At 44.1% G+C, this 14,879-nt stretch carries 11 protein-coding genes and 1 pseudogene; 7 read left to right on the top strand and 5 right to left on the bottom strand.

The features are described from left to right. From F0145_RS26320 to F0145_RS21145, 3 genes and pseudogenes are all read left to right on the top strand, one after another. Window positions 1-180, top strand: a pseudogene (locus F0145_RS26320) (IS4-like element ISSysp3 family transposase); the annotation flags it as partial. A gap of 425 nt (window positions 181-605) precedes the next feature. Further along, window positions 606-2,336 (top strand): alpha-L-arabinofuranosidase, encoded by a 1,731-nt coding sequence (locus F0145_RS21150; protein ID WP_150091715.1) that lies wholly within the window; start codon window positions 606-608, stop codon window positions 2,334-2,336. A 452-nt stretch (window positions 2,337-2,788) separates the two neighbouring features. After that, a complete protein-coding gene (locus F0145_RS21145; protein WP_150091713.1) occupies window positions 2,789-4,510 on the top strand; it encodes a hypothetical protein in 1,722 nt (573 codons plus the stop codon). Between the two features lie 269 nt (window positions 4,511-4,779). On the opposite strand, the gene F0145_RS21140 is transcribed toward F0145_RS21145, so the two are convergent. Continuing rightward, a complete protein-coding gene (locus F0145_RS21140) occupies window positions 4,780-5,901 on the bottom strand; it encodes a Gfo/Idh/MocA family protein (protein ID WP_150091711.1) in 1,122 nt (373 codons plus the stop codon). Between the two features lie 363 nt (window positions 5,902-6,264). On the opposite strand from F0145_RS21140, the gene F0145_RS21135 reads away from it, so the two are divergent. After that, window positions 6,265-6,723, top strand: coding sequence for a DUF1569 domain-containing protein (locus F0145_RS21135; RefSeq protein ID WP_150091709.1), 459 nt, complete (start codon window positions 6,265-6,267; stop codon window positions 6,721-6,723). A 118-nt stretch (window positions 6,724-6,841) separates the two neighbouring features. On the opposite strand, the gene F0145_RS21130 is transcribed toward F0145_RS21135, so the two are convergent. Continuing rightward, window positions 6,842-7,852, bottom strand: a complete 1,011-nt coding sequence (locus F0145_RS21130) for a phosphotriesterase family protein (RefSeq protein ID WP_150091707.1) — start codon at window positions 7,850-7,852, stop codon at window positions 6,842-6,844. 8 nt (window positions 7,853-7,860) lie between these two features. Beyond that, entirely contained in the window at window positions 7,861-8,940 is a 1,080-nt protein-coding gene (locus F0145_RS21125) for an alpha/beta hydrolase (protein ID WP_150091705.1), read from the bottom strand. A 272-nt stretch (window positions 8,941-9,212) separates the two neighbouring features. Between F0145_RS21125 and F0145_RS21120 the strand changes: the two genes are divergently transcribed. The 3 genes from F0145_RS21120 (at window position 9,213) to F0145_RS21110 (ending at window position 12,119) form a co-directional block, all read left to right on the top strand. Beyond that, window positions 9,213-9,794 carry a carboxypeptidase-like regulatory domain-containing protein gene (locus tag F0145_RS21120; protein WP_150091703.1) on the top strand — a complete coding sequence of 194 codons (582 nt, stop codon included), beginning with the start codon at window positions 9,213-9,215 and terminating at the stop codon, window positions 9,792-9,794. 124 nt (window positions 9,795-9,918) lie between these two features. Further along, window positions 9,919-11,427: a sensor histidine kinase gene (locus F0145_RS21115; protein WP_150091701.1), complete on the top strand. Its 1,509-nt coding sequence runs from the start codon at window positions 9,919-9,921 to the stop codon at window positions 11,425-11,427. 14 nt (window positions 11,428-11,441) lie between these two features. Next, window positions 11,442-12,119 (top strand): LytR/AlgR family response regulator transcription factor, encoded by a 678-nt coding sequence (locus tag F0145_RS21110; protein ID WP_150091699.1) that lies wholly within the window; start codon window positions 11,442-11,444, stop codon window positions 12,117-12,119. A gap of 420 nt (window positions 12,120-12,539) precedes the next feature. Here F0145_RS21110 and F0145_RS21105 read toward each other — a convergent pair whose 3' ends face one another. After that, window positions 12,540-13,094, bottom strand: coding sequence for an SAM-dependent methyltransferase (locus F0145_RS21105; RefSeq protein WP_150091697.1), 555 nt, complete (start codon window positions 13,092-13,094; stop codon window positions 12,540-12,542). 123 nt (window positions 13,095-13,217) lie between these two features. After that, complete coding sequence (locus F0145_RS21100; RefSeq protein ID WP_150091695.1) at window positions 13,218-14,609, bottom strand: APC family permease; 1,392 nt, start codon at window positions 14,607-14,609, stop codon at window positions 13,218-13,220. Window positions 14,610-14,879 lie beyond the last annotated feature (270 nt).

The following is a 14,879-nucleotide window of genomic DNA, read 5'->3' as shown; positions in this document are numbered from 1 at the left end:
GCCAAGCAGCGGAATCCTTACCCCCAAGACTCTTTACAATGGTGCTACTGGATAATAGCCCGATTAGGCGGGTGGAAACCCCACGAAAAGCAGGCGGGGGTGATTACCCTTTTGCGCGGTTGGAATTACTTCCAGCATATCTTGCACGGGTGGACCCTGGCCCAAAAATTTGTGTCCTAATCGTAGCCCTAATTTAGGGAAGGAGTTCGGCCTACCTGGAAAGTTACTGATTAGCTTTGTTGAGCGGGCTTGTTTATTAATTATTAACAATAATTATTAAGGCTTAGAAAGGCAGTAGCTACAGAGCAAACTACATCAGTTTGGGCGATGAGGGCCTTTCAGGTTTCCGGTGCGCAGCATTCCGACGAAGGAGGAAAGGAAAGATGAGCAGCCCGAATGACCAAACGGGGCCCTGCGGCCGGGAGCTAACTTAAACAGTAACTAACAGTTAGCACCTACACCTTGAAAGATGGAATCTTTCAAAAGACAATCAGAAAGACCAAGATATTTATGGAATATCGTTAAGAAGCATTGACACTATTGGCTACTTTTTTCCGGCAAGTTTAGCATTCGGAAAAGGCAAATATTTGTACGAACTTGCCTTTATGAATAATTTTAGATTTTTAATAATAGTCGGCTTTTTGTCATTTTTTGCCGCCTGCCAAAACCCGGATAAAGAAGTTATTACGCCTACGCCCGTAACGCCACCCGAAACCATAAAACCGGCCGTTGACCCGCCGGTAGCCAACAGCATCGGCTTCTTTTTATTAGACTGGCAACCCAAAACTTTTACCGCACCCGCTTACCAGGACGCAGCCGCTCCGGCAACGGCTGTTCATACAATTACCATCGATGCCAGCGCGGTTATTACCAAAGTGTCGCGTTCAATTGCCGGCGATAATGCTAATTTATGGATGACCCAAATACTGACAGAGCCGGCTTTAATGACTCACCTCAATAATCTTCAACCGCATCTTATTCGTTTTCCGGGGGGCAGCATTAGCGATGTTTTTTTCTGGAATGCGCCCAAGAACACCCCGCCGGCTGATGCACCAAACCAGTTAACCAATGCCGATGGCTCCAAAACCAGCATGCCATACTGGTACGGCAAAAACTCCGAGAACTGGACCTTGTCGCTGGACAATTATTACCAGGTGTTGCAACAAACCAATAGCCAGGGTATTATTACTGTTAATTACGGTTATGCCCGTTACGGCACGGCCGCCAACCCGGTAGCCGCCGCCGCGCATCTTGCCGCCGACTGGGTACGTTACGACAATGGCCGGACTAAATATTGGGAGGTTGGCAACGAAAGCTTTGGCGACTGGGAAGCCGGTTACCGCATCGACCCTTCTTTGAACAAAGACGGGCAGCCGGAATACGCTACCGGTGAACTGTATGCCCAGCATTTTAAAATATTCGCCGATTCGATGCAGCAAGCGGCCCGCAAACTTGGCAAAACCATTTACATTGGGGCGGTTCTTTACGATAGTCCGGTTCAAAGCTGGCAAACCAATACCGTAAAAACCTGGAATACCGGGCTGTTGCCCAAAGCCGCTAACACCCCAGATTACTACATCGTGCACAATTACTACACGCCCTTTAACCAACAAACCAACGCCGATAATATTTTAACTTCGGCACCAACCGAAACCAAGCGGTTAATGGACTTTGTAAAACAATCTGTGCAGACGGCGGGTGTAAGTGAGAAACCAGTAGCGCTTACCGAGTGGAATATTTTTGCCGTAGGATTAAAACAGCAGGCATCGTACATCAACGGCATGCATGGGGTAATGGTACTCGGCGAAGCCCTGAAAAATAAATATGGCATGACTTCCCGATGGGATTTGGCTAACGGCTGGAACAACGGCGACGACCACGGATTATTTAATATTGGTGATGAACCGGATGGCGTTGCTAAATGGAATCCGCGGCCAGCATTTTATTATCTGTATTATTTCAAAAAATTCCTGGGCGACCGGTTGGTTGCGGCAACCATGGCTACAAACCCCGGAATAGAAACCTATGCCGCTACCTTTACTTCCGGCGAATTAGGAGTTACCCTGGTAAATAAAACCAATACTACCCAAACCGTAGAACTTAAAATAAATAATTTACGGGTAGGCAATCGCTTTTATTGGTACACGCTAACCGGTGGCACCGATAACGGCGAGTTCTCCCGGAAAGTAATGGTAAACGGCAGTGGCCCTACCGGCGTGGCTGGCGGCCCTGCAAATTATGCAACCCTCAAAGCCAACAGCGCCCTTACCCAAAATAGCATTAAGGTAACTTTGCCGACGAGGTCGGTGGTAAATGTAGCTGTTGATAAGAACTGATTCTGCTGATTTCGTTGGCTAGAATATTTTAGTTATCTCTTTTAAGGTAAGCATCTGCTTGAGTCTTATCGCCATAATCTCTAATATTATTTACTTATATAATACCACTATTAAACAGGAATTGCGCTTTAAAAACAATAAAATAATTACGAGCAAATATCCACTCACCGGGGTCATTCTGGAAGAATCTTACCAGCAAGTAGCCAATAAGACTCTTTCAGAATGACCATGGTTGGAGGTACAGCCTTTGCTTTATTGAAAAGCGCAGTATTTAATTAATAATAGTATAATATTAGAGGCTATGGCGGATATTTCAATTCATAATAAGTTTTACATATAATAATATTGCCTGCAACAGTAGCAAATCTCTAACCTGAATATATTTCGGCCGCGAAGTCTCTAAAATTTAGCAGTATTTTTTATATTGTTGCTGATCCACCGCATGTAAAACTATGAAACGAAGAACGTTTGTTAAAAATGGGTTAGTGGTTTGCGCTACCCCATTGGTACCATTTTTTATACAAAATAGCTGGGGCAAGCCCCTACCCGACCAGCAACCGCAGAAACCCGCCTGGCTGGTAAAATTGGTACACTTAAACGACGAACGAATAAAAAACCACCAGAAAATACAAATAACCGATAAAAATAATCCAGCTTACGGCGGTATTCCGGATGGCAACGAAATAGTCCATGTGCATGCGGTTACCGGTTTTCTGCAAGCCGGCATGTGCGGTTTGGTAAGTAAAGAATCTGAATATTTTAATAGCAAAACGCTAACTGCCCAATTAGTACTGGCGGCCAACTATCTCCGGAAATTACAGCACGCCGACGGTACCATCGATTTATTTTCAACTAATTTTCACTCTACGCCGGATTTAGCTTTTATTGTAAAATGGCTCACGCCTGGTTACCGGCTGTTACAACGCAGTTCGGTGCCCAACAAAAAAACTTTACTCCAACCCTTAACCGAATTTCTGCAAAAAGCTGGCAAGGCGTTAACCGTGGGCGGCATTCATACGCCTAACCACCGCTGGGTAATTTGTTCGGCTTTGGCGGGTTTGTACACCATCTGGCCCGAACCAGCCTACCGCCAACGCGCCGAAACCTGGTTAAACGAAAAAATTGACATGGACGCGGACGGGCAATACGAAGAAAAAAGCAGCTACATCTACTCCTCGTTAAGCGACCGCGTACTGCTGGCAACTGCCCGCGGCTTTAAAAAACCGGAGCTGCTGGAATACGTGCGTAAAAACCTCGAAATGACGCTCTATTACATTCACCCGAACGGCGAAATTGTAACGGAAGCCTCTGGCCGCCAGGACAAAGCCATAATTGGCACCCTCGAAAATTATTATTACCCTTGCCGCTACATGGCCATCCACGACCGCAATGGTAGGTTTGCCGCTGTTTGCCGCCTGATAGAAGAAACCGCTTTCCCTAAAACCGTCGGGTTTTTATATTATTTTCTCGAAGATCCTACGCTGTGGCAGGAATTACCGCCTTCCGCTCCCCTACCTACCAATTATGTTAAAGCCTTTCGCCCATCCGGATTACTCCGCATCAGGCGCGAAAATTATGATGCTTCCATCCTGCTGAATAATCCTGTATTTTTTACCATGCATAAACAAAATGCCGTGTTACAAGGCATCCGGTTAGCCAGCGCTTTTTTTGGCAAAGGCCAGTTTACGGCAACTAATTACCGCGAAGAAAACGGCGCTTATTTACTGGAAAGCAACCTGGAAGGCCCGTATTACCAACCATTTCCGGCAGCTAAAATTCCGGGCGATGGCGATTGGGCTAAAATGCCGCGCGAACAAAGGGCGCAATCGGAAGTGCAAAAATTAAAAACCTCTGTAGCCATCCGGGAAATAGAAAAAGGTTTTGAACTGGAAATAGATATTCAGGGTACCGACCAGGTGCCGCTGGCGCTGGAACTTATTTTCAGGCCGGGCGGCCAATTTACAGGGGTGCAGGCGCATTCCGATTTACCGGAGGTATATTTCTTAAAGGAAGGCCAGGGCCGCTACACCCTCAACGGCAACCACATTACTTTTGGGCCGGGTAATTACCAACATAAATGGGTAGATATCAGGGGCGCTTTGCCCCGGACCAATGCGCCCACCGTATTTATAACAGGTTTCACCCCTTTCAACCGGAAAATCCAACTCACTTGATTAGGTATTATTTTGCCGACGGGAATTTTTATGGCAATATTTTAATAGGTTAGAATAAGATAATTGCTGCGATTTTAGATAGCACAAAGTCCATCCCTCCAAACTCGGTCATTCTGAAAGAATCTTATTGGTTGCCTGCTAATAAGATTCTTTCAGAATGACCGCGGTGAGTGGGTATTCTTTAGAAAATATTAAAAAGAAAGCTAATGCTCAATTTTATTATGATAGGAATATAACAGCACCGCAATAAAAAGGAGACTTGAGATTGATTATATTTTCACATCTACTTTTCTGCCGGTTTTTACGGCCTGAAAAATAGCATCAATAATTTTTAAATCTTTTAAACCTTCCAGGCCATCTACCGGCACTACGGGCTGCTTGTTGTCGAAGATAATAGCGGCCATTTCGTCCATTTGCACGGTTTGGTGTGTGGTATGCGGACCAGTTAGTTCGCCTTTGTGGGTGCGACCTTTAATAGGGCCGTAGCCGGTTGCCGGGAATAATTCGGCATAACCTTTATCGCCGTTCAGGAAAAACCGGTCGAGGTTGTTCATGGAGTAAGTAGATAAACAAGAGGCTACTGCCCCGCTCGGAAAGCCCAACTGAAACTGAATGGTTTCATCAACGCCTTCTTTAAATTTTACAGGATCGGTTTTGGTTTCCTGGGCGGTTACCCAGGTTGGTTCCTCGCCTATCATGTAACGCGCGCCGTTAATTGAATAAATGCCAATATCCATCATAGATCCGCCGCCGGCCAATTCTTTCTTCAAGCGCCACTGGTTCGGGTCGCCGATTCTAAAACCGCTCAGCCCCTGAAAAAACAATACTTTTCCCAATTCGCCGGCTTTCCGCATCCGGATAATTTCGAGGGTATTGGGCTCGAAGTGCAACCGGTAACCCACCAGCAATTTTACATTGGCTTGCCGGCAGGCATCTACCATTTCCTGCCCTTCTTTGGCGTTAATGGCCATTGGCTTTTCGCAAATAGCGTGCTTACCCGCTTTCGCTACCCGAATTACCTGGTCGCGGTGCAGGGCGTTGGGCGTAATTACGTATACCGCATCTATGTCGCGGTTATTTTTAATCTGGTCGAAATTCTCGTAGTTGTAGCAGTTTTTTGCCGGAATATTGTACTTGGTTTGCCAATCTTTTAGCTTAGATGGCGTACCGCTGATAGCCCCTACTAATTTAGCCCGCTTACAGGCTTGCAAGGCTTCGGCCACCCGCGTTCCGTAACTACCCAGGCCCATAATAGCCACGCGCAGTACTTTCCCTTGCTGGTAGGCTTGTTCTTCAAAATCCGGGAGTGTTAAAGACCCGGTGCCGGGTAAAAAAGGTAATGCAAAGGCCGTAGCTGAAATTTTCTGTAAAAAATTGCGACGAGAAGTCATAGCCGGAAGTTTTTGTTTGCTTTTTAAAAGCTTAAATATAGAGAAAGTAAAACTAAAAATAGATGTTCGTGCGCCTGCTTAATTTATCGAACAAATATTAAAGATACTTTTTATTAAAGTTTATTAAACCGCAACTTATCCTATTCTTAATTTCAATAAATTTAAGCTAAAAGAAATTTGGTTTGGCTAATGGTAACGTTGCTTTACATTACCAGGTTAAAACTAAAATTTACTGCTTAAATAAATTAAGCTGCCCGAGCTATAGGCGAAAAATAATTTGATTTACTTACCTGCAGTCACTTACCTAACCCATATATTAAAGCATCTTATTCGCAATTACCAAAACCCACAAACACCTTAAAAATGGCCTTACCTAATATTTTTACCAAAGAAATATCGGAAAACGTTATCAACAGAATTAATGCCTTAACCCCAGAAACCCAGCCCCAATGGGGTAAAATGAGCGTTTCGCAAATGCTGGCCCACTGTAATGTAACTTACGAAATGGTTTTTGAAGATAAGCACCCGAAACCTAATTTTCTAGTGCAATGGATACTCAGGTCTTTTATAAAAAACACCGTTACCGGCGAAAAGCCCTATAAGCGTAATTTGCAAACCGCCCCCGCTTTTATGATTAAGGATACCCGCAATTTTGAATTGGAAAAAAATCGGCTGATTAATTACATCCGGCAAACCCAAGCTTTAGGCGAATCCCATTTCGATGGTAAAAAGTCGCATTCGTTTGGCGCTTTAAACACAACCGAATGGAACAACATGTTTTATAAACACCTGGACCACCATTTAACCCAATTTGGCGTGTAAATAAATATTTTGCAGAAACCTGATTTACAAAGCGGGTTCCTACCTTAGGATGCTGCTGTTTCGGATTGCAAATCCGGAACAGCTATAGGTTATTACTTAAAAGATACTTGCTAAGTGCTTAAAGCTTTCTTAACTGTATGCGCATGGCTGTAGCCGGATTTTTTACCAGTAGTTGCTCAAAATCTTTATCGGTAAAACCTTTTTGTTTTAAACGCGGAAACAGCTCTTTAAAAATATTGGTGTACCCCTGAAAATCAGCTTGCGATTCCTGCGGCTTGTACCAACCGGCATCGTGCGAAATTAACACCCGGTGGAGTAAGCCCGCTGTTTTTAAACGCAGTAAAGAATCAGCGTAGTTCTCGAAATCGCCCCAGCCAATGCCGTCTAAACTAACCCAGGCACCTTGCTTGGCGGCTTTAAGGTGCAAACTTTTATCTTGCTCGCTTTGGGCATGTACCCATACAAACGCATCGGGCTTTACACCAAGTTGTTGCAAAATATTTATTTGCTCGAACGCGGCCGGCCCTGGTCCGGTATGCGAAAAAATAGTAAGGCCGGTTGCTAAATGCGTTAAGGCCGCGGCTCGCACTAATTTTTGGTGAATTTGGGAGAGCGGCATCTGCCCATCTACGCCAATTTTAATAAAACCGGGCCGGATTGATGTATTTTCAATGCCATTTTTAAATTCTGTAATCCAGCGTTGGGCAAGTTGGGCAGCCGTTTCGGAAAAAGCCCAGGGCGGCAAATATTTATTATCACGGACACCATAGTAGCCGGTGTTAGTTATTATTTGTAAGCCACTTTTCTGCGCCAATAATTGGAGTAACCGTACATCGCGGCCCAGAAATGTCGGCGTACAATCAAAAATACTTTTTACGCCTGCCTGCTTAACTTCCTGTAAATAAGGCAATATTATAGCGGCTACTTCGGCCGGGTTCCAACGGTCTTCATTAATTTTATCGGCTCCAATAAAATCTACCAGAAAATGCTCGTGCACAAGCGCTTTACCTAACTGGTTTGCCGCGATAGCACCATTTATGGTTTGGATAGTGGCCCGGCGTTTAGCGAAGCCGGTTAGTAATCCACCTAAACTGGTTAATAAAAATGCGCGGCGGTCTAGTTTACGCATTTGGTATATTACTTTTTAGATTGTTCTACAGACAAATTTTCGGAGAAGAAATTAAGCAGATTACTACCGATGCGTTCCGCTACCCGGTTAATGTGGTCGCCGTTGTATTCTTCGTAAAAATGATTTATGCCGTAGCTATCCAGCACCTGATTTAATTCTTTTATGCTGGCAGCTATACTTTTATCCTGATTTCCGGCATCAAAAGCCAATGCTTTAAGTTTCCGGATGTTATAGATATTCTGATCAATGGTAGCTAATGGCCGGTTAGCGGTCCACTTGGCTATTACCAAAGGCTGCACTTGTCCGTTTTCTAAAGGCAAATCTATATAAAAAGGTGGCTTTTTTGGGTTCGGCGACCAGGCAGCGGCCGAAGCGAAAGTAGCTTTGGTAAAGAAATCGGCTTTATCTAAGTCGGCTTGGGTTTGAATAGCTTTTAAGCGAGCCTGGGCTGCCGCATCCTGGGGTACATTACTGGTGGGTTCCAGGCAGCAAGGGCTCAGCAAATACAAACTCGAAAACACTTCCGGGTATTTTTGCCCAATGCGCAAAGCGCCATAACCACCCATCGAGTGCCCGGCCAGGCCACGACTAGCGGCCCGCGGAATGGTGCGGTAATTTTTATCGATGTAAGCCACTAATTCTTTGGCCACATAATCTTCCCAGTTGCCGGTATTCTCCGAACTCGAATACATACTACCCATAAAGCGGGTATAAGCATTGGGCGTTACAAAAATCATTTCCTGCTTATTAGCCGAGGCAAACGCCTGATCCAGTACCTCCGGTAAATTCATCCAGTGCTTTTCAAAACCATACAATTTCGCATCGTTGTCGGTGAAGCCGTGCAGTAAATAAACAACCGGGTAGCGCCGTTTTGAGCTGGCTGAATAACTCGGCGGCAAATAAATAGAAACTTCCCGATCCGGCGAATCTCCGGCCAGGTTCCCCTCCAGGCCTTTGCCGTGTACCTTTATGCGTTCTACTTTCCCTTTCTTGGGCAATTGGCTTTGGCTGTTACCTGGTAATGCTATAAACAGGAATAATGCTAAAACTAAACCAAGTAAATAATAATGCTGTAAGCTTTTGTGCATAGTACATGATGTTTTCAGGCAGGTAATATAAAAAATATTTGGTTATATAAGTCTTGCGAAAAAGAAGTGCTGCGTGAGAAGCTTTTTAGAGTTTAAGTAACTACCAAAGAAATAAACAGATTCTATATTTAAAACGCCTGCTTTCTGCCTAATTTTCATTTCTATCCCATTTTTCCATTAATTCGTCACATTTAGTTTTACTTGTGCCCAAGGGCCTTTAATCTTGCTCATAATTAATCCGGGTTTCGCCATTACCTTAATTTAAGTTGATTATGAGAACTTTTATTTTTACCAAACATAATTATTTACTGTCCGCTGCCAACCGTTCCACTTTCGCCGGAGCAACTCCGGAGAAGCATAAAACTTTAAAGAATATCTCTGCCGCAGAAAATAGCCGGGTTAAAACTACTTGCCTCGGCATTATTTTCTGGCTGTTAGCCATAACCGGCCTGGTTACAACCGGCAATGTTTTTGCGCAGAATTTATCAGCCACTTTCCCAAACGCCAATCAAGCCCTTAGCCCTAACCACAAAACATTAGTAAATAAAGGTAAAATAATTGGCCAAATCGTAGATGAAGCCACCGGCCGGCCCATTACGTTTGCGAGCTTAACCCTCGAAGACCAAAACACCGGTAAAATTATTAACCACCTTGTTTCGGACCGGGATGGCCGGTTTCTGGCAGACCAACTGACAAACGGCAAGTACCGGCTATTTGTGGATTACCTCAGCTACGGCACCACAGTAATTGATGGGCTTTTGGTAGATAATGGAGAAGTTAATATTGGAAATATAGGGCTGATTGCTGATGCCCAGGCCTTAACCCAAGTTTTAACCGCCTGCGACAAAGATTAACCCACCTTGTAAATAGCACAAGCAACTAAAAAATTCGCCCTCTATCCCAGAATATTCGGCTTTCGTCACATTTTTTATATTAACTGCCTGCCATCCCTTAACATTGTTCTATATATTTTAATCTATGAAAGATTTTTTCGCTAATCCTGCCAACCTACGTAAGCTGGAATTTTGGGCGGCTACCGCCATCTTTGTTTTTGCCGTACTTTTCCTGTCAGCCAACCAAGACGGCCCCAACCATTATCACTTTGATGAAGTAGACATATCGTTTAATTATTACCGGAATTACTTTTTCCCGCAGCTCATTAAGTTTACCACACTTTACCTGGCTTTTTTGCTGTTAAACTTTGTAGTAGCGCCCAAATTAATTCAGAAAGACAATTTATTCCTGCACATAACTTTAACGCTGCTCACCTTCCTGGTAATTGGTGCTGTAGTAGGCGTTACCGATACGTACTCTAAAAATTATTTATTTAACCAGTTCGATTCCGTAGCGGAAACCTACGACTATATTTTTCAGGATAGTTATCTTTTTGCAGCGTGGCTGGTTTTAATATTTGGCTTTTATACCGTAATAAAATACGTGGGCATTTATATTTTAACCAATGCCGAAGCTATCCAGAGCCGGTACCGGCTTATTACCCAAGACAGCCTGATGGCTTTTTTGTTGTGGATGGTAAGTATGTTGGTGCTCTTAATTATTAATGCTGAAGCTGAATTTTTACTCGGTTGGGGAATATTGGTACCAACCGGCATCTTGCTTTATTCTTACGCCTGCTTCAAGCTTATACCAGAATCTTTAGGTAAAAAAAGGGCTTTCTGGGTTTACCTGAGTAAAGTTTTTGTGGCATTAATATTATCGTTTATTCCGATAGCTTTAATAATAGCTTTAATAACCCAGCGCGCCGAAACCATGATGGGCATCACGGTTTTTAATGCATCGGTACACCTGGTAATTACAGCGCCGCTTTCGTGGGTATTATTTAAGCGCCAGATGCGGGGCAAAGAAGAATTATTCGTCTTGAAAAAAGAACTGGGTCACTCCAACGCTAACCTCGATTTTCTGCGTTCGCAAATTAATCCACACTTTTTGTTTAATGCCCTCAACACCATTTACGGCACCGCCATTCAGGAAAAAGCCGAGCGCACCAGCGAAGGCATAGAACGCTTAGGCGAAATGATGCGGTTTATGCTCCAGGAAAACTTACAGGATAAAATAGCCCTGGTACGCGAAATAGAATATTTAACCAATTATATTTGCTTACAAAAGCTGCGGATTGATGCCAACCCGGGTGTGCAGATTCAGACGGAAATTGAGCATCCGGTAACGCATTTCCAGATTGCGCCCATGTTATTGATTCCGTTTATCGAAAACGCTTTTAAACACGGCATTAGTTTTCGGGAGCCATCGCACATAAAAATAACGTTAGAAGTAAGGGAAAACACGCTATATTTTGATGTGTATAACAGCAAGCACCCCAAGCCGCAAAACGACCCGGAAAAAGATAAAAGCGGTATTGGATTAAACAACGTAAAACAACGATTGCAGCTTTTGTACCCAACCAAACACGAATTAATTATCCGCGAAACCGGCAAAGAATTTTTCGTTCACCTGACCTTAAAACTAGCCTGAGTACCCTATTATAAATGAAAGCCATTGCCATCGACGATGAACCCATAGCCCTGGAAATAGTAAGGTCGCACGCGGCTAAAGTTCCTTTCCTGGATTTAAGAGCCGAATTTACCGATGCTTTTAAGGCGCTGGAATATTTACAGAAAGAAAATATTGATTTAATATTTCTGGATATTAAAATGCCCGATATTTCGGGCATTGATTTTTTTAACAGCTTAAGCAAAAAGCCGCTTTTAATATTTACCACCGCTTACTCCGAGCACGCCGTTACCAGTTTTGAGATGGATGCGGTAGATTATTTGTTAAAACCTTTCTCGCTGGCCCGCTTTATTAAAGGCTGCAACAAAGCTTTTGAGTTATACAATTTCCGCACCGCTCCCGAAACCCAGGACCATTTGTATATTAAAACCGGCTACGAACAACAAAAGGTTTTATTTGAAGATATTTTGTACCTGGAAGCCACTGGCAACTATGTAACGTTTGCCCTAAAAGATAAAAAAGTACTTTCGCGCAGCACATTCAGCGAGGCCCAAAACCTGCTACCCGCCCATAAGTTCGCCCGAGTTCACCGCTCTTTTATCGTCGCCATCCACCAAATTGATAAAGTAGAAAGGCACCAGGTAACCATTAATCACAAAACCATTCCGCTCAGCGAAGCCTACCGCCAAAATCTTACTTCCCTGCTTCATTAATTTTTTAAAAGTTTAGGTAGCTTTGAATAAATGGTTTATTAGGGTAATATTTAGGTTCTTTGTGCTTGGTTGCGTGAAATCCTCCCCCTACCCCCTCCAAAGGGGGACTTTTCGTGGACAGTGGGAACAAGCAAGGTAAATACTTATAACAGGTAAAATAAGACAACCAGTAGCTACGAAGCAGACTACAGCAGTTTGGGCGATGAGGGCCTTTCAGGTTTCCGGTGCGCAGCATTCCGAGGTACGAGGAAAGGAAAGATGAGCAGCCCGAATGACCAAACGGGGCTTCGCGGCCGGGAGCAAACTTAGGCTTCTATAATCAGTTAGCACCTCAGCCTTGAAAGATGAAATCTTTCAAATGACAAACCTCAAATCTTTACCTTCAAAAAACAAACTCCTAATCTTTAACAGAAAGCTAGATTATTTCTTTTCAGGCACCGTCCAGTAATAAATAGTAGAGCCATCAACTTCAATTTTTTGCTCAGGTTCCCAATCGCCCATGTTAAAAGCGTGCGACACAATGCGGGAGCCGGGTTTCAGTTGCTTGAGCAAAATAGGCCGTAGTTTTAAATTAACTGAGGGCAGTAAATAAAGTGTTACCACCGATGCTTTGCTGAAATCAGTTTCGAATAAATCGGCTTGTTCAAATTTTACTTTATCGGTTACTTTAGCGGCCTGGGCGTTCTGGTTAGCTTCTTTAATGCGTTCGGGATTAATATCGATGCCGGTTCCGGTGGCGCCGTATTGTTTGGCAGCGGTTATGACAATACGCCCGTCGCCGCAACCCAAATCGTAAACCACATCGTTTTTAGTAACCTTGGCTAATATTAACATGGCATCTACCACCGTTTGGCGGGTGGGCACATACGGCACATCCGGGGTGCGGGCCGCTGTTGCGGCTTCCTGGGCCAAGGAAGCAGTAATAACCCAAACAATTAAGAGTAAGGTGGTGCATAATTTCTGAAGTGTTTTCATTTTTTTACCATTAGGCGTTAATAAATAAAACTTATTTTAGAGCGAGCACTTCGTAAAATCTTAACTTAATCAGACCAAGCAGCTTTAAATTATGCAGGTGTTACCGCTTAGTAAACTTTGCTTTTAACTTTTCTGATTGGCTAAGGAAACTTTTTCAGTGGCCGGTAAAGCCAGGAGCAACAAAAAGCCAGCTATTAACACGCCTACCCCAACCAATGCGCCTACACCAGTATAAACCAAACTCGAATACAACAAATAGGCACTGGTCAGGCAAAACAAGAGCGGTGTAATCGGGTAAAAAGGTACCCGAAAAGGACGTTCCCGGTGGGGCTCTTTCCGGCGCAACACAAAAAGCGCGATGCCTACCAATAAAAAGAAAAACCAGAAAACCGGCGCGGTATATTCCACAATGGTTTCGAAGCCTTTGCGCGTAAACAAGCCCAAACCCAGCAGCGCCAGCGAAATAAGGCCTTGTACCAAAAAAGCATTTACCGGCGCATTGGCCTGGCCATTCCATTTACCCAAAGTCCGGAAAACTGAAAAATCCTGCCCCAGCGCATAATTGGTGCGGGCACCCGTAAAAATAGTAGCATTGGTAGATGTTAAGGCCGAAATTGCCACGAGCACCCCAATAAGTACCACCCCACCCTCACCGAAAGTAATTCGCATTAAATCGCCGGCCACTGCTTCTGATTTAGCCATGCCGCCGAGCCCCAAAGCTTTCAGGTAAGCTAAATTAATCAGCAGGTAAATTACCGTAATCACCACAATACCCAGAATAAGCGCTTTGGCCATGCCTCTACGCCCCGACCGCAGTTCGGCGGATATATACGCCGCTTCGTTCCAGCCGCCGAAGGTTAGCAGCACAAAAACCATGGCCATGCCCAAAGAATTTCCCGAAACTGATATTTCGGAAGCAGTACCGATTGCCGCCGTCGGGGTGAAAAAGAAGCCGGCCATTGTAATCAGCAACACCCCGGAAACTTCTACCAGCGTGAGTATTTTTTGTGTACCGGTGCCAAAGGTTACCCCAATAATATTAATGCCGGTTAAGGTTATAACCACCAACGCCGCATAAAAGGCCGAAGAGAAGGTTCCTAAACTATAAATTTGGGTAAGGTAATCGCCGATAATAAAAGACAGCAAGGCAATGGAGCCGGTTTGCACCACACTCATGCGGGCCCAGGCAAAAAGAAAAGCCAACCGCCGGCCAAAAGCGCGGGAGATAAAATGGTAATCGCCGCCGGTATTCGGGAAAGTGGTGGTTAGTTCGGCGTAACACAAAGCCCCAATTAACGAAACCAAGCCCCCCAATAGCCAAACAGACAAAAACATTTCCGGCGAATTAACATTGCCTGCTACCAGCGAAGGCGTTCTAAATATACCGGCTCCTACTACAATCCCAACAATCAGGGCAATAGCGTCCATCATTTTTAAGGCTGGTTTCGGCCTCGGAACCTGTTCGGTGCTTACCGGTACAAACTCAATCTCTTTTTCCTGACGCATTGCTGCCATACCGGACTATTTAGCGGTTTATTGGGGGATTGTTATTTTCAGTAAATTATAAATTTTAGAAATACAGCACGTTTATTATCACCCACTTACGAGTAAAGCTACAAAAATGATATAAATATTTATTACAATAATTATATCGTGTATTTCCTTCATACCTGGCTTATCAAACAAGCTGCGCATCTGCATTAAATAATCCTACACTTAATATTTACCTAATATTTAACCCATCACCACCTAGGCCAATATTTCCGGTGTGCTATTAAAAATTGG

Source organism: Adhaeribacter rhizoryzae (assembly GCF_008629685.1).
In the GTDB taxonomy this organism is placed as follows: Bacteria; Bacteroidota; Bacteroidia; order Cytophagales; family Hymenobacteraceae; genus Adhaeribacter; species Adhaeribacter rhizoryzae.
Note: the sequence above shows the minus strand (reverse complement) of the source record. Positions and strands in the feature narration are given on the sequence as shown.

What these genes read in the sequence shown, in the direction of transcription:
- F0145_RS21150 (WP_150091715.1), top strand. Translation starts at nt 606, where the DNA reads ATGAATAATTTTAGATTTTTAATAATAGTCGGCTTTTTGTCATTTTTT.
- F0145_RS21145 (WP_150091713.1), top strand. Translation starts at nt 2,789, where the DNA reads ATGAAACGAAGAACGTTTGTTAAAAATGGGTTAGTGGTTTGCGCTACC.
- F0145_RS21140 (WP_150091711.1), bottom strand. Translation starts at nt 5,901, where the DNA reads ATGACTTCTCGTCGCAATTTTTTACAGAAAATTTCAGCTACGGCCTTT.
- F0145_RS21135 (WP_150091709.1), top strand. Translation starts at nt 6,265, where the DNA reads ATGGCCTTACCTAATATTTTTACCAAAGAAATATCGGAAAACGTTATC.
- F0145_RS21130 (WP_150091707.1), bottom strand. Translation starts at nt 7,852, where the DNA reads ATGCGTAAACTAGACCGCCGCGCATTTTTATTAACCAGTTTAGGTGGA.
- F0145_RS21125 (WP_150091705.1), bottom strand. Translation starts at nt 8,940, where the DNA reads ATGCACAAAAGCTTACAGCATTATTATTTACTTGGTTTAGTTTTAGCA.
- F0145_RS21120 (WP_150091703.1), top strand. Translation starts at nt 9,213, where the DNA reads ATGAGAACTTTTATTTTTACCAAACATAATTATTTACTGTCCGCTGCC.
- F0145_RS21115 (WP_150091701.1), top strand. Translation starts at nt 9,919, where the DNA reads ATGAAAGATTTTTTCGCTAATCCTGCCAACCTACGTAAGCTGGAATTT.
- F0145_RS21110 (WP_150091699.1), top strand. Translation starts at nt 11,442, where the DNA reads ATGAAAGCCATTGCCATCGACGATGAACCCATAGCCCTGGAAATAGTA.
- F0145_RS21105 (WP_150091697.1), bottom strand. Translation starts at nt 13,094, where the DNA reads ATGAAAACACTTCAGAAATTATGCACCACCTTACTCTTAATTGTTTGG.
- F0145_RS21100 (WP_150091695.1), bottom strand. Translation starts at nt 14,609, where the DNA reads ATGGCAGCAATGCGTCAGGAAAAAGAGATTGAGTTTGTACCGGTAAGC.